The following is a 20,213-nucleotide window of genomic DNA, read 5'->3' on the forward strand; positions in this document are numbered from 1 at the left end:
CACTAGTTACTTTCGGCCGAACGTCCAGTAGGCCGCCGGGCCGATGCCGTTGATGAAGCTTGCCAACACCCAGGCCCACTTGGGGCCACGGACCTTCTCCGAGGGGCGCCGGGCCAGGGAAATCCACATGCCGACCTTGGCTGCCACCTCGGCGGCGGTGAGGCCTACCAGTGGGAACCGGAGTTCGGTGGGGAGATCCAACCAATCTGCGCGGAGAGATTGACCGAGGCTGTACAGTGGCTTTTTAGTTTCGCTCATACCCTTGATGATATGCGGGATCAGTGCTGACCGCGATGGTTTAGCCCTGGGTTTTGTGTCGGGGCGTGTTCACCGGAAAGTCAATTGGAAGCAGCTATCACGGGCGTACACTGAGACTTGTTATCCCTATGAGGATAGGAAAGGTGCACCATGTCCACGCCGTCGAAGGTTCCAGCTCGAGCGGAGGATGCAACACCACTCCGCACACCCCATACGCTTCCCGTGCCGGACGTTCTGCGTCACCTGGGCTCCAGTACACAGGGGTTGGAATCCTCCCGGGCAGCCGCCCTGCTGAGCTCGTTCGGTCCGAATGCGCTGCGCCGCGCCGCCCCGGAGACCATGCTCCAGCGACTGTTCCGCCAGATCAATGACCCGATGATCTATGTGCTCATCGCCGCAGCGGTTCTGACCGCGCTTCTGGGAAATTGGACGGATACCATCGTCATCTCAGCGGTGGTGATCGTGAATATGATGGTGGGTTTCATTCAGGAGGGCAAGGCCGCGGACGCACTGGCCTCCATCAAGGAGATGCTCTCCCCGGAGTCAACCGCGCTGCGCGATGGTGAGTGGACCACCATCGATGCCGCGGAGCTGGTCCCCGGTGACATAGTCCGGATCTCAGCTGGAGATCGGATCCCGGCGGACCTCCGTATCATCACCGCAACCAACCTTCAGGTGGAGGAAGCCGCCCTCACGGGTGAATCGGAACCGGTTCTCAAACATCCCGATCCGGTGGAGGACTACGCCGGTATCGGCGACCGCACGTGCATGGCGTTCTCCTCCACCACTGCGCTGACCGGCACCGGCACGGGTGTGGTCACAGCCACCGGACACGATACGGAGATCGGGCATATCACCACCATGCTCGAGGATGTGGAAAGCGTGGACACCCCGCTGACCCGGGCGATGACCAAATTCTCCTCCACACTTGCCATCGCCTGCGTGGTCCTGGCCATCCTCATGCTGGTGGTCTCCGGTATCGTCCACGGAACGCCGATGGAACAACTCATCATGTCCGCCATCGGTTTTGCAGTCGCAGCAATTCCCGAGGGCCTGCCGGCGGTCATCGCCATCACCCTCGCCCTCGGCGTGCAGAAAATGGCCGGGCAGAAGGCCATCACCCGCCAGCTGAATTCGGTGGAAACACTGGGATCCGTGACCACCGTATGCTCCGACAAGACAGGAACCTTGACAAAAAATGAGATGACCGTGCGGTCGCTGGTCACCCTGCAGGGATTCTACGATGTCAGCGGGAGTGGTTATGAGCCGGTGGGCACCATCTCCGTCACCAATACCGACGAGGAGGTAGACCCCGGGCAGTCCCCCGATGTGTATGCCCTCGCCGAGGTGGCGGCCACTGTCTGCGATGCCGAGATCCGGGAGGTCGACGGCAGGTGGCAGCTCATCGGTGAGCCCACCGACGGTGGTATCCGCACCTTCGCGCTGAAAACCGGTGTGAAACCGAGGCCCCGACAGGCGGAGATCCCCTTCGACTCGTCCTATAAGTACATGGCCACCCTCCACGAGGCTGCCGGTGAACACCTCCTGCTGGTCAAGGGCGCACCCGACCGCCTGCTCGACCGCAGTTCCCATCAGGGGGACGGCGAGCCCCTCGACCGGGAGTTCTGGGACAAGCGCATCGATGCGCTTGGCTCGCGTGGGCTGCGGGTGCTGGCCGCTGCACGGCGCACGCTGCCTACGCTTGTCGACGACCCAACCACCGCCACAGTGGACGAAGGTGGACTCACCTTCCTGGGTCTCTACGGCATCATGGATCCACCCAGAACCGAAGTCATCGGTGCCATCGACACCGTGCAGAAGGCAGGCGTCCGCGTCCGGATGATCACCGGCGACCATGCCTCCACGGCAAAAGCCATCGCGCGGGAGGTCGGAATCAAAGGTGACGGGGTACTCACCGGCCAGCAGATCACCGATGCCACAGATGAGGACCTGCGTGAACTCGTCCGGGACACCGGTATCTTCGTCCGCACCAGCCCGGAGCATAAACTCCGTATCGTCCGGGCACTCCAGGCCAATGGTGAAGTGGTATCCATGACCGGTGATGGTGTCAACGATGCCCCGTCCCTCAAGCAGGCTGACGTGGGCGTGGCCATGGGCATCAAGGGCACAGAGGCCACCAAGGACGCTGCTGATATTGTGCTGGCCGATGACAACTTCGCCACCATCGCCCGCGCCATGGAGATGGGTCGCACCATCTATGACAACCTCCGCAAGGCCATTGTCTTCATGCTGCCCACCAACGGCGCCCAGGGCCTGGTGATCTTCGTAGCCATGATGTTCGGCTGGCAGTTGCCCATCACTCCCCTACAGGTGCTGTGGATCAATCTGATCACCGCCATCACGCTGTCCCTGGCACTGTCCTTTGAACCTGCAGAACCCGACATCATGAGACGCAGGCCCCGCGACCCCAACGCAAATATCCTGGATCGCGAGGCGTTCGCCCGCATTGTCTATGTATCCCTGCTGCTGGGTGCCATGACGTTCTGGGCCTTTTCACTATCACTGGACAATGGCGCCACCCTGGAGCAGGCCCGCACCATCGCGGTGAATAGTCTCGCCGTGGGGCAGGTGTTCTACCTCCTGGTCACCCGCTTCTTCCGGGTTCGCACCCTCAGGAAGGAACTGGTTACCCGCAACCCCGTCTCCTGGCTGTGCATCGGCATCATGATGGTTCTGCAACTGGGCTTCGCCTACCTCCCCTTCATGAACGCCACCTTCGATACCTCCCCGGTGTCCCCGGAGTCCTGGCTGCTCCCATTGACGGCGGGTGTGACCATCTTCGTGGTGGTGGAACTGGAAAAGCTCATGCGCAGACAGAGTAGCTCGGATGAGACGGTGATCTAGATGGCAGGTGCCATTCCTTTGAGATACCTGCGGGTGATGTAGAGCTGGACCAGTCGCGCGGCAGGAGCCCCGATTCTCGCCCAGATCCACGCATGGCGCGAAAAGGCCACACACCGCCCAGTCACAGTACCGTCGGGGGCCATCTGGATATGGAAGGCTTCCTCACCCCGTTCCACGTGCCCGGGGAGGGTTCCATACACCATGAGTGCCTCATCTTCGCCGTGGACGCGTTGCAGAATGAAACAGCGGGACCGCGTGGGGCCGATAACCAGTTCCACCCGGTTCTCCCCCAGGTCCCGCACACTCACACCCGCGTGCTCATGGGCCTGCCAGGAAAATAACCGCTCGGAGGCCTGGTCAAAACAGTCTCTGCCGTGGCCGAGGACAAGGCTGGAATCGGTGATCTTCCACCCCGCCAGTCCCAGATTGTCCGCAGTCTCCCCCTGCAGCAACTTCACGGAATGCCCCTGGAACTGCGGAGGATAGGTGAGTTCTGACGTACTCATTTAAGGGGTGTTCTCCATCCTATGATCCAATGAACGAAACTCGGCCCCACCCAGTTTGGATAACTGGGTGGGGCCGATCTGGCGAGGTGCTCAGGAAATCTAGTTTCCGGTGAGCTTATCCTTGACATCTTCGACCTTGTTCTTGGCATCGCCCTTCACCTGGTCGGCTTTGCCCTCAGCCTGAAGCTGCTCGTTGTCGGTGGCCTTGCCGGTAGCTTCCTTCGCCTTGCCGGAAGCCTTTTCAGCGGTGTTCTTAATCTTGTCGCCGAGTCCCATGATGTGTTCCTCTCGATTGATTGCTTGAACGTACTTGCACCAGTGTACCGATTTTCCTGGGGCGAAGTCATGGGCACCGGACCATTAATTGCACCTCTTTCACGGCGCATATCCTGAAGAACCGCTGAGGAAAGATACCTCACCATGCGCACATTGATCTACGGCATGAACGTGACCTTAAGACGGTTATATCGCTGCCACCGGAGACGATATCAACTGGATCGAGCCAAGCGATGAGCTATTCCAATGGTGGTTGGACCTGGACAGACGCAAACTCTGGGAGGCCATGAACCCTTATTGGGCCACTGCTGATCAACAACCTGGTGTCACCGCTGTGGCTGAAGGCAGTGGTCCGGTGAGCATCGGTGGCGCAGCCATGCGGGTCGGGTTAATTGATGAATACGTGCCACCACCCACCCTGTTCTGGTGGATGGTGGCACGCCCTTCTTCACCGCGCTGGGTAGTCGGGTGAATCTGGACCTGGTGGAAACTCATGTCTTCCCAAGAGGAGTTATCCTCACCAGGTACAGAGCCCCACGCTGAGATCTAAGCCAGTTCGACGATCTCCATGTACTGCTCATTCCAGAGGTCTTCGGTGCCGTCGGGCAGGACGATGACGCGGTCTGGTTCCAGGGCCTTGACGGCACCCGGGTCGTGGGTGACCAGGACAACGGCTCCGGTGTAGGTACGGAGGGCGTCCAGAACCTGTTCACGGGAGATGGGGTCAAGGTTGTTGGTTGGTTCGTCGAGAAGCAGCACGTTGGCGCGGGAGGAGACCAGGGTGGCCAGGGCCAGGCGGGTCTTCTCGCCACCGGAGAGGGTGCCGGCCGGCTGGTCGAGCTGCTCGCCGGAGAACATGAAGGAACCCAGCAGGCTGCGCAGGCCCTGCTGATCGGCGTCAGCGCAAGCTTCGATGGTGTTCTGCCAGACCGATTTATCCGGGTCGATGGTGTCGTGTTCCTGTGCGAAATAGCCGATTTTCAGGCCATAGCCGGTGACAATGCCGCCCTCGCCGTCGGTGCGTTCCACACCAGCCAGCAGTTTCAACAGGGTGGTCTTACCGGCACCGTTGAAACCGAGGACCACTACGCGGGAGCCCTTGTCAATGGCCAGATCCACGCCGGCGAAGACTTCGAGGGAACCGTACATCTTGGTCAGGCCCTTGGCGTTGAGCGGGGTCTTACCGCACGGTGCTGGCTCCGGGAAGACGATGTTGGCGGCACGATCGGAGGCACGGATGTCATCGAGGTTGTCGATCATGCGCTCTGCACGGGCGATCATCTGCTTGGCTGCTGCCGCCTTGGTGGCCTTGGCACCCAGGCGTGCAGCCTGGTCCTTGAGGGCACCTGCCTTCTTCTCAGCGTTGGAACGCTCGCGACGACGACGGGCCTCATCGAGTGCACGGGCATCGACGTACTTATCAAAGCCCATGTTGTACACATCGGCTTCCGCACGCACCGCGTCCAGGTACCAGATTTTGTTACAGACGGCACCGAGGAGTTCCACGTCGTGCGAGATAATGATGAGCCCGCCCTCGTGCTTGGACAGGAATTCGCGGAGCCAGGTGATGGAGTCGGCATCGAGGTGGTTGGTTGGTTCGTCGAGAAGCAGCGTGGTCTTGGACTTGCCGGAGCCGTTCGCGGCGGCGAACAGGATCTGTGCCAGCTCCACGCGGCGACGCTGACCACCGGAGAGGGTCTTGAGCTGCTGATCCAGGATGCGTGCCTCAAGGCCCAGGTTGTCGCAGATCTGGGCGGCTTCAGCGTCGGCCTCATAGCCACCAAGCGCTTGGAACTGCTCCTCCAGGCGGGAGTATTTACCGATCGCGGTATCCAGCTTTCCGGGATCGGTGGTGGTTTCCATGATCTCCTGCTGGCGCTCCATGGAGGAACGCAGCTGATCAAGGCCACGTGCGGACAGGACACGGTCGCGGGCGGTCTGCTCGATATTGCCTTCGCGGGAGTCCTGCGGGAGGTATCCAACCTCACCAGCGACGGTGACAGAACCACCGTACGGCTTGGTTTCGCCGGACAGGATACGCATCGTGGTGGTTTTTCCTGCACCATTTCTACCCACGAGACCGATGCGGTCGCCGGGCTGTACGCGAAGGAGCTGTCCTGGGGCGTCGAGGAGGGTACGAGCGCCAACGCGCACTTCTAAATCATTGGTGACAATCACAACCGTTCAGTGTATCAACTACCCATGCCGGGACACCAATGATGCTTTCTTCACCCTCTGGATAGAGACGAATTTCCTTGACTCCAAGGTCACGATTAACTGTGTTCCGACGTTTAACGTCGGCTCTTGATTTTCTCTTCTCGCTTCGTCGCGATGATGAGGTTGATTACGCAGAGGTTGAAGCTGGTTCCTCCCATTGCCATCATGACCCCGATCCCTTCTTGGCTTGGCACCGGTGACGCCACACCAGCTGCAAAGAAGGTAGAAAACCCGGTTGCTGTGCCCAGGCCTGCTGCCATCGCACCGGCCATGATCCGGGGTGAGGTCAAAGCGGCCGCCGGTCAACCACCCTGCACGGGGCCTATTCCCATTGGAGGATGCGGAATATTGTCCCTACCTCCCGGGTCACTGCTGCGCTGGAACGGGTCCCCACGACTCCCCTGAAGCCGGGAGATCATCAGGAAGGTTGGGTTGTAATGGTGCGGATGGCCTATCAGGGCTGCCGACATGGCTCACCATCGACCATGATCAGCAGCAGACAGTCCCGTGTTTGTTTAGGGTGGGGCTATGAACGCGAAGCAGCGCAGAATCCGTTATCAGGCAGATCCGGGTGCCAATACGGATAGGACTGCCGACGGCCGGGATTATATGGTGTCGTATTTTCTCAACGAGTACCAGCGCGGCAGCATGGTGATGCGCTTCGCTTCCCCACCAGGTGCGGCTGATTTGGTCAATGAACTTCAGAAGTACGGGTTATCTTCTGCACTGTTGAAGAATGTCTCCGCCACCCCGGTGGCTGATGTTAAGGACCAGGGCGCGCGTTATGCGCAGGCCCAACGCGCAACAGAGGACGCTCAGGCGCACAGCAGAAGTTTGCACAGTCCCAGTCAACAAACCCGCACTGACGCTCAGCAACGGGCCCTTAACCGCAATGCGATCCGCCAGCAGGCTTCCGAGTGGCCTTCTGGTAACCAGGGTCAGCAGCAATGGGATACCTCCCGAACCGGGAGAACATCATCCAGGAAAGGCGGTGTACTGGGTCCGCTACTGGGGATAATGGTGGTGTTCTATGGTTTCACTGCTGCGATTGCCACTGATTCCTATAATGACGGTGCCTTCGCTGCAATCGTCGATGTGCCATTTGATTCCGGTTTCGGTGACAAGGTTGAAGCCTGTGTGGATTCCCTGGAGCGCCGGGCCAGCGATGATCTGGCTATATACGGCGAGAATCCCGGCCTTTTCGAAGATCGCCCTTCTACATTCTTCCCACATCCGGCCAATGCCGCCTTTATAACGGGGTGTCTGGTGAACTGAGCGCGCCGCTAACTGGAGCGCACCCTAAACTAGAGGAATGAAAGAGCTTTACGACGTCGCCGTGCTCGGCCTCGGCCCCTCCGGCGCGGTGGCTGCACACCGCGCTGCGCAACGCGGACTTACAGTCCTGGGAATAGATAATAAAGGCGTCAACGCCCCGTCCACCGTCGGGTTGTGGGCTTTTCAGCTTCCCGACTGGTTCCCTGCTGAGGCCGTTGCCTCGCGGTTTACGCCGTCGATGATTACTCAGAAGGGCCGCCAGCAGATGGAGGCGGACTACGTGATCCTCAAAACCGGTTGGGAGCAGCACCTTGACGGTTTCGATATCGTGCGCGAAAAAGCCCGACCCGCGGTTGCTGTCACATTCGGAGGCCGAGAAGCGCGCCCACGGCTCCGGGGACTGCGCAGCTGGTTCGCGCCCAACCCTCATGAGCAGGTGTCGGTCATGTTCGATGATTCCCCCGGACCCGATCGCATTGATCGCCTGCTGATTTCCGTCCCCGAGACTCCTCTGCCTGCTCGGCAGCTCGCACGCGGCACCATGGTTCCGGAGGCAGCGATCCCCCCGGCCCATCGCTCTGCGGTGTTGATGGATTTCTCCCCGGTTGCCGGATTCGATGAGCCCGGCCCAATCACATTCAGCTACCGGGTCCCCCTCGGTGATGGCACCTGGTTGATCGAGGAAACCATCCTGGCCACCACCGGGAGCCCCTCGGAACTACTCCCCCATCTGAAACGCAAGAATCTGGCGAGGATGGAACAGCTCGGTATCGCACATGACAGAGCCACCGGCACTGAGGTGGTTAATTTCGCCCTCGGCCCCTACAGCCTGCCTGCCAACCGTCCCCGCACCCGCCTGGGTCTGGCACTCAGTAGTATCCCCTGCGGTAAGAGATCCTCGCTTGACCTGCGTTTTCTTTTAGGCCCCTGGGGTGGTCGGGGTATGGCCGGCGAGGTGTCCATCGGGAGTGCCGGTGGATGGATGCACCCCGCAACCGGATACAGCGTCGGGGAAGTGCTGGCAGGTACTGACCGGATGCTGGACCGCGTATTCTCCGGTGCGTTGCCGACCTCTAAAGGGTGGCGGGTCAACCATCACCTGAGGCGTATGGGCCTCAATGTTCTACTCCGCCTGTCCCCTACCCAGTTCACAGAGTTCTTTTCCATCGTGCTGTCACTGCCGGAGAAGGACCTCCTGGCCTACCTGACCGGAACTGATCCGAAGAAGACCGCCCGCGTCATGATGAAAATTATTCTCCGAGAGTTCGCGAGTAGCCCGTCCACGGCTGCAACGGTGCTGAAACTCGCTGCAACAACATCCCTCAAAGGATAAAACCGTTGTCCGCAATGAAGATCATTGCGGACAACGGTTATCTCGTTGATACCTGGGTGCTTAGACAGCGAACCCGAGGGCCTGCAGCTGTGCGCGCCCTTCTTCGGTGATCATGTGTGGGCCCCATGGTGGCATCCATACCCAGTTCAGGGACATCTTCTCAACCAGTCCGTTACCAACGGTGGCCTGCAGAACCTGATCTTCAATGACATCAGTCAGCGGGCAGGCTGGTGAGGTGAGGGTCATATCGATATGAGCCTCATTGCCATTGATGATGTAGATGTCATAGACAAGGCCCAGATCAACCACGTTGATACCCAGCTCAGGGTCGATGACATCGCGCATGTACTCCTCGACGTCACTGGCCTTGGCCAGGTCTGCCTCGGACTGCTCAGGGCGCTGTGCCTCCGGGGACTGGAAAGTGGCAGTGCTCTGCTGCTCTTCAGTGCTATCGGTGTTGTCAGTGTTTGGTTCGGTCATTTTTCCTCCAATGCCTCAGCGGTAGCCGCCTGGAAAGCTTTCCAACCAAGCAGCGCGCACTTGACGCGTGCCGGGTACTTAGCCACACCGGAGAACGCTACGCCGTCTCCGATGATGTCCTCGTCGCCTTCTTCCTGGCCACGGGAAACGATCATTTTTTCAAACGCCTGGAGCTTGGTCATGGCTTCATCGACAGGTCGACCGAGGATCTCCTCCGCCATGACTGAGGTGGAAGCCTGGCTGATTGAGCAACCAACCGCGTCATAGGACACATCCTCGACGGTCTTGCCGTCTTCGGAAAGCTTCACACGCAGGGTCAACTCATCACCGCATGACGGGTTGACGTGGTGTACCTCGGTATCGAAAGGATCCCGGAGGCCTTTATGCTGCGGATGCTTGTAATGGTCCAGGATCACCTCCTGGTACATCTGCTCAAGTCTCATACTTCAACTCCAAAGAACTGTTTGGCCTTCTCGATGGCCTGAACAAGGAGATCGATCTCCTCCACGGTGTTGTAGAGGTAGAACGACGCTCGTGCCGTCGATTGTACGTTCATGCAACGGTGCAGCGGCCACGCACAGTGGTGACCCACGCGGATGGAGACACCCTGATCATCAAGCACCTGCCCGAGATCATGCGGGTGGATACCATCAACGCTGAAGCTGATGGCACCACCGCGGTTCTCCGAAGTGGCAGGCCCCACGATCTGAACACCTGGAATGGCCTGGAGCTTGTCCAAGGCGTATTCAGTGAGTACATGCTCATGGGCTGCGATGGCATCCATGCCGATCTCAGACAGCAATTCCACCGCTGCGCCGAGTCCGACGACCTGGCTGGTCATCATCGTGCCGGCCTCAAAACGTTGAGGTGCCGGAGCGTAAGTGGAACCCTCCATGGTGACAACTTCAATCATGGAACCGCCGGTGAGGAACGGAGGCAGGGCGTCGACAAGCTCTCGCTTGCCGTACACCGCGCCAACGCCGCTCGGGCCCAGCATCTTGTGGCCGGAGAAGGCCGCAAAATCAACGTCAAGGTCGTGGAAGTTGACCGGCATGTGGGGCACCGACTGGCAGGCGTCCAGCACCACCAGGGCGCCGACGGCGCGCGCACGGCGCACCATCTCAGCCACATCAGCCACCGCACCAGTCACATTGGACTGATGGGTGAAGGCCACAACCTTGACAGTCTCGTCGAGTTCGAGTGAATCGAGGTCGATGCGACCATCAGAGGTCACCTTGTACCACTTCAGGGTCGCTCCAGTCCGACGGCAGAGTTCCTGCCATGGAACCAGGTTGGCGTGATGCTCGAGCTCTGTCACCACAACGGTGTCACCGGCCTGGACCCGGTGAACGCCCGCGCGGTCATCGCCCAAGGTGTAGGCGACCAGGTTGAGTGCTTCGGTCGCGTTCTTGGTGAACGCGATCTCATCCTGGTGTGCGCCGACGAAGGCCGCGATCTTCTCGCGTGCGCCCTCGTAGGCGTCCGTTGCTTCCTCAGCAAGCTGGTAGGCACCACGGTGCACCGGGGCGTTGGTGTGCAGGACAAAGTTCTCCTCCGCACGCCACACCCGCTCAGGGCGCTGTGAAGTAGCACCTGAGTCCAGGTAGACCAGCGGCTGGCCCTCCCTCACCGTGCGCTTGAGAATCGGGAATTCTTCCCGGACCCGCGCGACGTTGAGGGTTCCGTCTTCTTTGAGGAAATCGGACATATTACTTGATGAACTGATCGTAGCCGTCAGCCTCGAGCATGTCTGCGAGCTCTGGGCCACCGGTGGTCACGATCTGACCGTTGGAGAAGACGTGGATGAAGTCTGGCTGCACGTAGTTCAGGATGCGCTTGTAGTGCGTGATCATGAGGATGCCACCGTTGGTCTCCTCCTTGTAGGAGTTGATTCCCTCGGAGACCACACGCAGTGCATCGACATCCAGACCGGAGTCGGTCTCATCCATGATGGCGAACTTCGGCTTCAGCAGATCAAGCTGCAGAACCTCGTGGCGCTTCTTCTCGCCACCGGAGAAACCTTCGTTGACGGAGCGGTTGGAGAAGTCCGGATCGATGGACAGTGCTTCCTGGGCGGTACGCACTTCCTTGACCCACTCGCGGAGCTTCGGAGCCTCGCCACGGATGGCGGTTGCTGCGGAGCGCAGGAAGTTGGCGACGGAAACGCCAGGGATCTCGGTCGGGTACTGCATGGCCAGGAAGACGCCGGCGCGGGCGCGCTCGTCAACTTCCATCTCCAGGATGTTCTCGCCGTCGAGCAGAACTTCGCCCTCGGTGATCTCATAACGTGGGTGGCCACCGATGGTGTAGGCGAGGGTGGACTTGCCGGAGCCGTTCGGGCCCATGATGGCGTGGATCTCACCGGAGTTGATGGTGAGGTTGACGCCCTTCAGGATCTCGATCGGTGCTTCGCTGGCATCAGAGGGCAGAACCTGTGCGTGCAGGTTACGGATTTCAAGAGTGCTCATCTTTTAAAACAATCTTTCAGGTTTAAGAATGGATCTGTACAAGAAAAGTGAAGGCAAGGGCCCCGGCGTTGCTGCCGTGCCCTCCCCCCTCACCTACATTCCAAGAACGGAGAGTTCGGAGGAGACGCGGTTTTCGAGTTCCTCACGGATTGACTCGACAGGCACCTTGTTGATGACCTCGTTGAAGAAGCCACGGACGATCAGACGACGTGCCTCATCAGCCGGGATACCACGGGCCTGGAGGTAGAAGACGTGCTCGTCATTGAAGCGACCCACGGTTGCCGCGTGGCCTGCGCCAACGATCTGGCCGGTCTCAATCTCCAGGTTTGGAATGGCATCTGCACGTGCACCTTCGGTCAGAACCAGGGAACGGTTCGCCTCATAGGTGTCGGTGCCGTGTGCGTTGGCGCGGATCAGGACATCGCCAACCCAGCAGGTACGTGCCTCAGGCTTATCGGAGTTCTGGTCAGCCTGGAGGGCACCCTTGTACAAAACGTTGGAGCGGCAGTTCGGAACAGCGTGATCCACGAGGAGTCGCTGCTCGAAGTACTGTCCATCATCCGCGAAATAGACACCGAGCATCTCGGCGTCGCCGCCCGGTGCGGTGAACTTCACGCGTGGGACGAGGCGGACAACTTCGCCGCCGAAGGTGGCGACGGTGTGGCGCAGGGTCGCGTCACGGCCGAGCTTGGCCAGCTGGTTGCTCAGGTGTACAGCGTCGTCATTCCAGTGGGTGTCGGTGATCACGGTCAGGCGCGCATTGTCGCCGACGATGAACTCAACGTTGTCCGCATGGGTGCCGGAACCGACGTACTGCAGTGACACGATGGCCTCTGCGCCTGCCTCCACCTCGATGGAGATGGCACCGAAGGAGGTGACATCATCTCCCCTGCCGGTGACGGTGACAACCACCGGGGTCGGGTTCTGGGTGTCCTTGGCGAAGGTGAGCACGTCACCCTGCTCCATGGAGGTCCAGGCCTGGGCGCCGACACGGTCGACGGGTGCTCCGGCGCGTCCGAGACGCTCATCGTCACGGCCGACAACCTCGTGGGTGGCACCCACGGCGTCGGCTGGGATCTCAACCTTGACATCCGAGGTGGTTGCCGGTGCGAACTCACCGTTGTGCAGTCCACGGAGTCGACGCAGGGAGATGAAGCGCCAGACCTCATCGCGTCCGCGGGGGATCGGGAAATCCTCGACGTTGAAGGAGGAGAATACGTCACCCTTGGTGTTGTGCGGGGTGGCGGCGTTAACAGTTGCTACTTCAGTAGTCATTGGGCTTAGCCCACCGATCCTTCCATCTGCAGTTCGATCAGGCGGTTGAGCTCAAGTGCGTACTCCATCGGGAGTTCCTTGGCGATCGGCTCAACGAAGCCACGGACGATCATGGCCATTGCTTCCTCTTCAGCGAGTCCACGGCTCATGAGGTAAAACAGCTGCTCTTCAGAGACCTGGGACACGGTGGCCTCATGGCCGAGCGACACGTGATCGTTGCGGATGTCGTTGTACGGGTAGGTGTCAGAACGGGAAATGTCATCCACCAGCAGGGCGTCACACTCAACGTTGGACGTGGAGTGGTGTGCGTTGGCGTTGATCTGAACCAGACCACGGTACGCTGCGCGTCCACCACCACGTGCCACGGACTTGGACACGATGTTGGAGGAGGTGTGTGGTGCCATGTGGACCATCTTGGCACCGGTGTCCTGGAACTGACCCTGGCCGGCGAAAGCCACGGAGAGAACCTCACCCTTGGCGTGCGGGCCGGTCATCCAGACAGCTGGGTACTTCATGGTGACCTTGGAACCGATGTTGCCGTCGACCCATTCCATGGTGCCGCCCTCTTCAACCTTGGTGCGCTTGGTCACCAGGTTGTAGACGTTGTTGGACCAGTTCTGAATGGTGGTGTAGCGGCAGCGTCCACCCTTCTTCACGATGATCTCAACCACTGCGGAGTGCAGGGAGTCAGACTTGTAGATCGGGGCGGTGCAGCCCTCGACGTAGTGCACGTAGGCATCTTCATCAACGATGATCAGGGTGCGCTCGAACTGACCCATGTTCTCGGTGTTGATGCGGAAGTACGCCTGCAGTGGGATGTCCACGTGGACACCCTTGGGTACGTAGATGAAGGATCCACCGGACCAGGTTGCGGCGTTAAGTGCGGAGAACTTGTTGTCACCGGCTGGGATGACGGTGCCGAAGTATTCCTGGAACAGCTCCGGGTGCTCCTTGAGAGCGGTATCGGTGTCGAGGAAGATGACACCCTTCTCCTCCAGGTCCTCGCGGATCTGGTGGTAGACAACCTCAGACTCGTACTGTGCTGCGACACCGGCGACAAGACGCTGCTTCTCGGCCTCTGGGATGCCCAGGCGGTCGTAGGTGTTCTTGATGTCCTCTGGCAGGTCCTCCCAGGACTGTGCCTGGCGCTCGGTGGAGCGGACGAAGTACTTGATGTTGTCGAAGTCGATACCGGAGAGGTCCGCACCCCAGGTGGGCATGGGCTTCTTCTCAAAGATGGACAGGGCCTTCAGACGCTGCTGGAGCATCCATTCGGACTCGCTCTTCTTTGCGGAGATATCGCGAACAACAGCCTCGCTGAGGCCTCGTTTCGCCGACGCACCAGCTGCATCAGAGTCGTGCCAACCGAAGTTGTACGGACCGATTGAATCGATAATCTGGTCATCGGTCATGGGCTCAGTTGCCCCGGGGTTCGTAGTAGCCGAAGTCATGATCCGCTCCTTTCATCAGGAGTGTGTTTGATGGGTGTCAATGGAATATTTGTTGTGCAGATGCCGTGCCCGTCGGCGATGGTTGCCAGGGGCTGCGTGTGCTGCCCCAGCAATTCCGCCACAGCATGGTGCTCCGCCTCGCACAGCTCCGGAAATTCCGAAGCCACGTTGGAGATGGGGCAATGATGCTGGCAGATCTGTAGACCGTTGCCGGCGGCATCGACAGTTGCTGCATAACCATGTCTACTGAAGGCATCAACCAGGGATGTGGCTGTATCTCTGATCGACTTTTCCGAGACATTCGCCGGGGTGATCCCCTCAACGATCGTCGCGATGCGCCTTCGCGCAAACTCCTTGACCGCCTCATCCCCACCGAATTCCCTGAGGGTGGCGAGGGCTGAAGCTGCCAGGGTGTCGTATTCGTGGCCGAAGATGGCACGTCCCTGCGAGGTGAGCCGGTACGACTTGGCCGGCCTCCCGCGGGTTTTGGGTTCGTACGGATTCTGTCGGGGCTTTGTGGCCTCGATCAGATCATCTTCCACCAGATTGTCTAAGTGTCTGCGCACTCCTGCAGTTGAAAGCTGAAGTTGTTCCGCAATCTCGGAGGCTGTCACAGGAGCGCGCTCCAGAAGAATCAGCATGATGTGCCGCCTGGTGTCTCCGTCTGCGCCGTGCGCATCACGGTCCAGGCGTTCCATAAAAGCTTCTCCCACTGGTGTCACCTCCACTCACATGTGTTTGCCTGCGGTTAAATCACTTACATCTTTAGACAACACAAGTGTTCCCTAATTCTATTCCCGTGTCCAATCCCACAGCCAATAACCAGCGAGAACCTTGTTGATAGGAACCAGGCCAATGATCAGCACCCCGTGGAAGGTTCACCTTATTTCTGCTGCGCAAAGGGATGACGCATATTTTTCTGTCACCCACAGATCCACTGCATTAAAGAATGAGAGTTGCATCACATGCCCCTGCATTAAATTACATCCAGTCAATTCACAGGTGGTGGTATCACTGTCAACCCACCAGCGGTGCGTAGACTGATCCGCGTGAAAGAGGGCGAGTTGGACAATAATGCACCGGGGAATCCTGCGGACAGGCGATGGCTCGCCCGCGTTCCGCGTCCCCTCCGTGCCTTCTTCCAGGTACTCCCCCGTCTGGGTAGCGCAGGTTCCCGTTCCTCGACTCTCCACATCAGTTCTGACCCCACTACTGTTCCAGAGCCCACCTCACGGAGCCGGTCCCCCCACGCACTGACGGCGGCTGAGCAGTCCCGCTTCAACACCCTGCGCCTGCTGGGCACGATCGGTACCCTCATGATCGCCTTCGGGGCCCTCGGGGCGGGTGCACTGCCCGTGGTGAATAACCCCTATGTTGATCTTCCCGGTGGAAGCTTCATGGGCAGAATGCTGCAGACCTCCTCCATGGTGGTGCTGATCGGGGTCGGACTGCTTGTTCTCGCCTGGGTGTTGATGGCTCCGTTCACAGGGGTATCCATCAAGCGTCATGATTCCGCACCAACGCGTGTGAGCATCGCGGTGCTGCGTCGAACCTTCATAGCCTGGGTCGCGCCGATCATGATCACAGCACCGCTATTTACCCAGGACATCTATTCTTATCTCGCCCAGGGATCAATCGTGGCGCAGGGCATGGACCCCTATTCCGCAGGACCGCTGGAGCTGCTCGGCCCCGACAATCATCTGGCCCGCTCGGTTCCCTTCATCTGGGCGCAGTCCCCCTCACCCTATGGTCCGATTGCCCTGGGGGTGGCCGCGGTGATCAGCATGATCACCAATGACAGCATCGTTGCCGGTGTGTTCGCCCACAGGTTTGTCTCCCTCCTCGGGGTGCTTGCGGCCGGATGGGCGGTCACGATGCTGGCCCGCCGGTGCAGGGTTCCGGAAGCAGTTGCCTTCTGGCTCGGCATCCTCAATCCGCTGCTGATCCTCCACCTCATCGGAGGCATCCATAATGAGTCCATCCTCCTGGGCTTGATCCTGGTTGGCCTGGAGATCGGCCTCCGGGGTGTTGACAGCATAAGGATGGGCCTGTGGCGCTCAGCCACGATGCATCTGACACTCAGTGGTGCCCTCATCTCCTGTGCAGGCATGGTCAAGGTGACCGGGTTCATCGCCCTCGGGTTCATCGGTATGGCCATCGCCCGCGAACTTCATGCGCGCGGACGCGGGCATCTGCTCTCCATCGGTGGCGCAGCACTGATCCAGGCGGTGTTGCTTCTGAGCAGTGTCGCTCTCGCCACGCTGGTCACAGGCATTGGTCTGGGCTGGATCACCGGCCAGGGCGGTGCCGCCTCGATCCGCAGTTGGATGTCCATCACCACCGACCTGGGCATCATCTCCGGATTCATCGGAATGAACCTGGGCCTGGGCGATCACACCACCGCGATTCTCGGTGTGACACGGACGGTGGGAATTCTGGTGGCCGGTGCCTTCATGATCCGCATGCTCTTCGCCACCTACCGCGGACACATCCACCCGCTCGGCGGGTTGGGGGTGTCCACCTTCATCCTGGTGATCCTCTTCCCCGTCGTCCACCCGTGGTACATGCTGTGGGCGATCGTGCCCCTGGCGCCGTGGGCGAACCGCCTGTTCTTCCAGATCGGTGTGGTGGCCTACTCCACCGCATTCAGTTTCTTTGTGCTCCCCCGCGGTCTGGCACTGCCAGCGAATACGATCTTCACCATCTATTCAGGTGCTCTCATCGGGTTTGTGATCATCGTCGCCATCGGGTGGTGGTTGATGAGGCGAGGTTCGCGGTCTACAACCTTTGGTTTACACTGATCAATCGTGACACCGAAGTTTCCGGCCCACCGCGCCATGACAGCGGACGATGATTCCCCCGATCCCCGTGACCTCCCCGCCATCGTCGTGGACAATGTGGTGAAGCGTTTCGGAGACAAGACAGCCGTGGACGGCCTCTCCTTCTCCGTTGAGCGTGGTGCCGTTCTGGCGCTGCTCGGCCCCAATGGTGCAGGCAAGACCACCACCATTGAGATGTGCGAGGGATTCACCACCCCGACCTCGGGCGCGATCAGTGTGCTGGGTATCAACCCCACCACCCAGCCCGATCAGGTGCGTCGTCGCATCGGCATCATGCTCCAGGGCGGTGGTTCCTACAGTGGAATCCGCGTCGGTGAGATGCTCAACCTGGCCGCCTCCTACAATGACAATCCGCATGATCCGGAATGGCTCTTGGATGTGGTGGGCCTGCGGGAGGTACGCAAGACCACCTACCGTCGTCTGTCCGGTGGTCAGCAGCAACGGTTGTCCCTGGCGTTGGCACTGATCAGTCGCCCGGAGATCATCTTCCTCGATGAACCCACCGCCGGCATGGACGCACAATCCCGGAACATGGTCTGGGAACTCGTCGGCGATCTGCGCCGTGATGGTGTGACCGTTGTCCTCACCACCCACCTCATGGATGAGGCTGAAGCCCTCGCGGATCACGTCATCATTGTTGACCAGGGACGCATCGTGGCGGAGGGGACCCCGGCGCAGCTGACCAGCCAGGGTAAAGAACTCGGAGGGACGATATCGCTGGAAACGGCAACCTCACTGGATACAGAGGTGCTCGTCGATAAGCTTCATGCCCGGGGACTCGCCAACGTCCGCGTGCGGGCGAGCCGTCCGCTCGCCTATACCCTCAAAGCCGATCCCACGCCCCAGGTGATCTCCCTGATCGCCGGCGCGGTTGCTGAGCAGGATGTGCTGATCAGACGCCTGAGCACGGATCACAGGTCATTGGAGGATGTCTTCCTTGACATCACCGGCAAAGAGCTGAGGAGCTGATTATGAGTAACACCACCCGCTTCCCCGCCGGCACCTTCACCCCGGCCCCCCGCCGCGCCTCCCCTGCCCGGATGCTGATGGCGCAGGGCAAGGTGGAATCGCAGTTGTTCCTGCGCCACGGTGAGCAACAGCTGCTCAACCTGTTCATCCCGTTGGTCGGACTCATCGCGCTGGCGCGCTTCGACTTGGTCCCCGGCGTGGGCGACAACCCCCTGGCGCTGACGTTTCCGTTCATCATGGCGGTGGCCTCAATGAGTTCAGGCTTCACGGGTCAAGCCATCTCCCTTGCATTCGACCGCCGCTACGGGGCACTGAAGCGCACTGGAGCCAGCGGGGTTCCGGCGTGGACCATTGTCTTCGGCAAGGTCATCGCAGTGATTGCAGTGACACTTGTCCAGATCATCATTCTCGGCGGTACGGCACTGGTACTGGGGTGGACCACCTCGGTCACCGGTGCGCTGCTGGGTATTCTCACGCTGCTGATCGGCGTGGCGGCCTTCACCGCATTCGGACTCCTCATGGGTGGCACCCTCTCCTCGGAGCTGGTGCTCGCATTGGCCAACCTCATCTGGGTAGTCCTCACCGGCATCGCTGCCTGGGCTGTGTTCTCCCCCGAGGTGAATGCAGACGGAGCATTGTCCATTATCCCGTCAGTGGCCCTGGCCCAGGGTATGTCCAATGCTTTCGCAGGCGAGCTGCCCTGGCTCCAGCTGGGAATTCTGATTGCCTGGCTGGTGGCCGCCAGTTTCGCCGCCAACCATTGGTTCAGCTTCACCACCAACCGGTGATTGAGACTTGTCGTTGAACACACCCACTTAGTTCCCTGCATCAGGCGTGGCATATGCCACCGTGTGCAGGGGACTTTCAGATTCCCGGGATAGACCCCCGACGGGTTATCATTGCCACTGTGTCTACTTCGATTGCCCCCACGGATCAGCCTGTCGCCATGAAACCCATACCCAGATGGGCCCCCACCATCCGGGTACAGCGGATACTCGCATTGCTCCTGCTGATCTTCCAGGGTGGTATCACCGTCACCGGCTCCATCGTCCGCGTCACCGGTTCGGGTCTGGGCTGTGACACCTGGCCACTGTGCCATGAAGGCTCCCTCGTTCCTGTTGCGGGTGCCGCACCATGGATCCACCAGGCGGTGGAATTCGGTAACCGCCTGCTCACTTTCGTGCTGGTCGCAGCAGCTCTGGCAGTGTTCCTGGCAGTCCTGGCTGCCAAGCGCCGCAAGGAAATCAAGGTCCACGCCTTCATCCAGGGCATCGGCATCATCATCCAGGCTGTCATCGGTGGCATCTCGGTGCTGGTTGACCTGCACTGGTACGCCGTGGCCCTGCACTTTTTGCCCTCCATGCTTCTGGTGTGGCTGGCAGCTCTGCTCTACGTCCGCATCGGGGAACCGGATGACGGTGTTCAGGTTCGAAAGTTCCCGGACTGGATCCGGAACGTGGCCATCATCGGAGCAGTCGCACTCACCGTTGTCCTGGTCACCGGCACCATGACCACTGGCGCCGGCCCCCACTCCGGAGATGCCAACATCGGGATGGAGGGGCGCCTGGATGTGGATATTGACTGGATCGCCCACATCCACGGTTACTCTATGTATGTCTATCTTTTCTTCACCCTGATCGTGGTGGCTGGCGTCTTCATCATGAAGGCCCCGAAATCCACCCAGAAATTAAGCATCATGCTGGTGTTGTTCATCATCATCCAGGGCGCCATCGGCATCATGCAGTACCGCATGGGTGTTCCGCGCTGGACCGTTCCGGTCCACATCGGGATGTCCTCCGTTGTGGTGGCCTTCACCTCGATCTTCTGGGCCCAGGGCTGGGTACGCGAGGGCGGCGAGGCCGTGGAAACCGGTTCAACAGCCGGTGACAACAAGCGTGCTGTGCTCGCTGTGAACGACAACGCGTAGACAATTTTCCAGGAGGAGTGGGTACCGGTTGACGGTGCCCACTTTTTCTTTTCCCCACCCATGTCCGAGCACC

Annotated in this window: 19 protein-coding genes and 1 pseudogene; 8 read left to right on the forward strand and 12 right to left on the reverse strand. The window is 60.0% G+C overall.

Annotated features, from left to right (window positions below; genetic code table 11):
• Positions 1-6: 6 nt before the first annotated feature.
• Positions 7-258, reverse strand: coding sequence for a PLD nuclease N-terminal domain-containing protein (locus CFAEC_RS07320; RefSeq protein WP_290275512.1), 252 nt, complete (start codon positions 256-258; stop codon positions 7-9).
• 150 nt (positions 259-408) lie between these two features.
• Between CFAEC_RS07320 and CFAEC_RS07325 the strand changes: the two genes are divergently transcribed.
• Positions 409-3,123, forward strand: coding sequence for an HAD-IC family P-type ATPase (locus CFAEC_RS07325; protein WP_290275514.1), 2,715 nt, complete (start codon positions 409-411; stop codon positions 3,121-3,123).
• Here CFAEC_RS07325 and CFAEC_RS07330 read toward each other — a convergent pair.
• Positions 3,120-3,629, reverse strand: coding sequence for a DUF1990 domain-containing protein (locus tag CFAEC_RS07330; protein ID WP_290275516.1), 510 nt, complete (start codon positions 3,627-3,629; stop codon positions 3,120-3,122). The two genes, CFAEC_RS07325 and CFAEC_RS07330, sit on opposite strands and share 4 nt — an antisense overlap.
• A 99-nt stretch (positions 3,630-3,728) precedes the next feature.
• Positions 3,729-3,905, reverse strand: coding sequence for a CsbD family protein (locus tag CFAEC_RS07335; RefSeq protein WP_290275518.1), 177 nt, complete (start codon positions 3,903-3,905; stop codon positions 3,729-3,731).
• A 144-nt stretch (positions 3,906-4,049) separates the two neighbouring features.
• Here CFAEC_RS07335 and CFAEC_RS07340 point away from each other — a divergent pair.
• Positions 4,050-4,448: pseudogene (locus tag CFAEC_RS07340) on the forward strand (dihydrofolate reductase family protein).
• 3 nt (positions 4,449-4,451) lie between these two features.
• Here the strand turns inward: CFAEC_RS07340 and CFAEC_RS07345 are convergent.
• Both CFAEC_RS07345 and CFAEC_RS07350 read right to left on the reverse strand, forming a co-directional pair.
• Entirely contained in the window at positions 4,452-6,083 is a 1,632-nt protein-coding gene (locus CFAEC_RS07345; RefSeq protein ID WP_290275520.1) for an ABC-F family ATP-binding cassette domain-containing protein, read from the reverse strand.
• A 113-nt stretch (positions 6,084-6,196) separates the two neighbouring features.
• Positions 6,197-6,382, reverse strand: a complete 186-nt coding sequence (locus CFAEC_RS07350) for a hypothetical protein (RefSeq protein ID WP_290275522.1) — start codon at positions 6,380-6,382, stop codon at positions 6,197-6,199.
• A 268-nt stretch (positions 6,383-6,650) separates the two neighbouring features.
• On the opposite strand from CFAEC_RS07350, the gene CFAEC_RS07355 reads away from it, so the two are divergent.
• Complete coding sequence (locus CFAEC_RS07355) at positions 6,651-7,397, forward strand: hypothetical protein (protein ID WP_290275524.1); 747 nt, start codon at positions 6,651-6,653, stop codon at positions 7,395-7,397.
• Between the two features lie 37 nt (positions 7,398-7,434).
• Positions 7,435-8,730 (forward strand): lycopene cyclase family protein, encoded by a 1,296-nt coding sequence (locus CFAEC_RS07360; protein ID WP_290275526.1) that lies wholly within the window; start codon positions 7,435-7,437, stop codon positions 8,728-8,730.
• Positions 8,731-8,790: 60 nt separating this feature from the next.
• Here the strand turns inward: CFAEC_RS07360 and CFAEC_RS07365 are convergent, their stop codons facing one another.
• The 7 genes from CFAEC_RS07365 to CFAEC_RS07395 form a co-directional block, all read right to left on the reverse strand.
• Complete coding sequence (locus tag CFAEC_RS07365; protein ID WP_290275528.1) at positions 8,791-9,210, reverse strand: metal-sulfur cluster assembly factor; 420 nt, start codon at positions 9,208-9,210, stop codon at positions 8,791-8,793.
• Entirely contained in the window at positions 9,207-9,653 is a 447-nt protein-coding gene (sufU, locus tag CFAEC_RS07370; protein WP_290275529.1) for a Fe-S cluster assembly sulfur transfer protein SufU, read from the reverse strand. Before sufU ends, CFAEC_RS07365 begins: the two co-directional genes overlap by 4 nt.
• On the reverse strand, positions 9,650-10,918 hold the full coding sequence (locus tag CFAEC_RS07375; protein WP_290275531.1) for a cysteine desulfurase: 1,269 nt from the start codon (positions 10,916-10,918) through the stop codon (positions 9,650-9,652). The genes sufU and CFAEC_RS07375 overlap by 4 nt, the downstream gene beginning before the upstream one ends.
• Before the next feature lies 1 nt (position 10,919).
• Positions 10,920-11,678: a Fe-S cluster assembly ATPase SufC gene (gene sufC / locus CFAEC_RS07380; protein ID WP_290275534.1), complete on the reverse strand. Its 759-nt coding sequence runs from the start codon at positions 11,676-11,678 to the stop codon at positions 10,920-10,922.
• Between the two features lie 93 nt (positions 11,679-11,771).
• Entirely contained in the window at positions 11,772-12,953 is a 1,182-nt protein-coding gene (gene sufD, locus CFAEC_RS07385) for a Fe-S cluster assembly protein SufD (RefSeq protein ID WP_290275536.1), read from the reverse strand.
• Between the two features lie 5 nt (positions 12,954-12,958).
• Positions 12,959-14,404: a Fe-S cluster assembly protein SufB gene (sufB, locus tag CFAEC_RS07390; protein WP_290275539.1), complete on the reverse strand. Its 1,446-nt coding sequence runs from the start codon at positions 14,402-14,404 to the stop codon at positions 12,959-12,961.
• Entirely contained in the window at positions 14,401-15,102 is a 702-nt protein-coding gene (locus tag CFAEC_RS07395; RefSeq protein ID WP_290275541.1) for a helix-turn-helix transcriptional regulator, read from the reverse strand. Before CFAEC_RS07395 ends, sufB begins: the two co-directional genes overlap by 4 nt.
• A gap of 351 nt (positions 15,103-15,453) precedes the next feature.
• On the opposite strand from CFAEC_RS07395, the gene mptB reads away from it, so the two are divergent.
• The 4 genes from mptB to CFAEC_RS07415 all read left to right on the forward strand — a co-directional run bounded on the left by mptB (position 15,454) and on the right by CFAEC_RS07415 (position 20,140).
• Positions 15,454-17,205 (forward strand): polyprenol phosphomannose-dependent alpha 1,6 mannosyltransferase MptB, encoded by a 1,752-nt coding sequence (gene mptB, locus CFAEC_RS07400; protein ID WP_435384216.1) that lies wholly within the window; start codon positions 15,454-15,456, stop codon positions 17,203-17,205.
• Between the two features lie 36 nt (positions 17,206-17,241).
• Positions 17,242-18,213 (forward strand): ABC transporter ATP-binding protein, encoded by a 972-nt coding sequence (locus CFAEC_RS07405; RefSeq protein WP_290279837.1) that lies wholly within the window; start codon positions 17,242-17,244, stop codon positions 18,211-18,213.
• Between the two features lie 2 nt (positions 18,214-18,215).
• Positions 18,216-19,001, forward strand: a complete 786-nt coding sequence (locus tag CFAEC_RS07410; RefSeq protein ID WP_290275542.1) for an ABC transporter permease — start codon at positions 18,216-18,218, stop codon at positions 18,999-19,001.
• Between the two features lie 158 nt (positions 19,002-19,159).
• On the forward strand, positions 19,160-20,140 hold the full coding sequence (locus CFAEC_RS07415; RefSeq protein ID WP_290279838.1) for a COX15/CtaA family protein: 981 nt from the start codon (positions 19,160-19,162) through the stop codon (positions 20,138-20,140).
• Positions 20,141-20,213: the final 73 nt, after the last annotated feature.

This window comes from Corynebacterium faecale, from assembly GCF_030408735.1.
Classification (GTDB): domain Bacteria; phylum Actinomycetota; class Actinomycetes; order Mycobacteriales; family Mycobacteriaceae; genus Corynebacterium; species Corynebacterium faecale.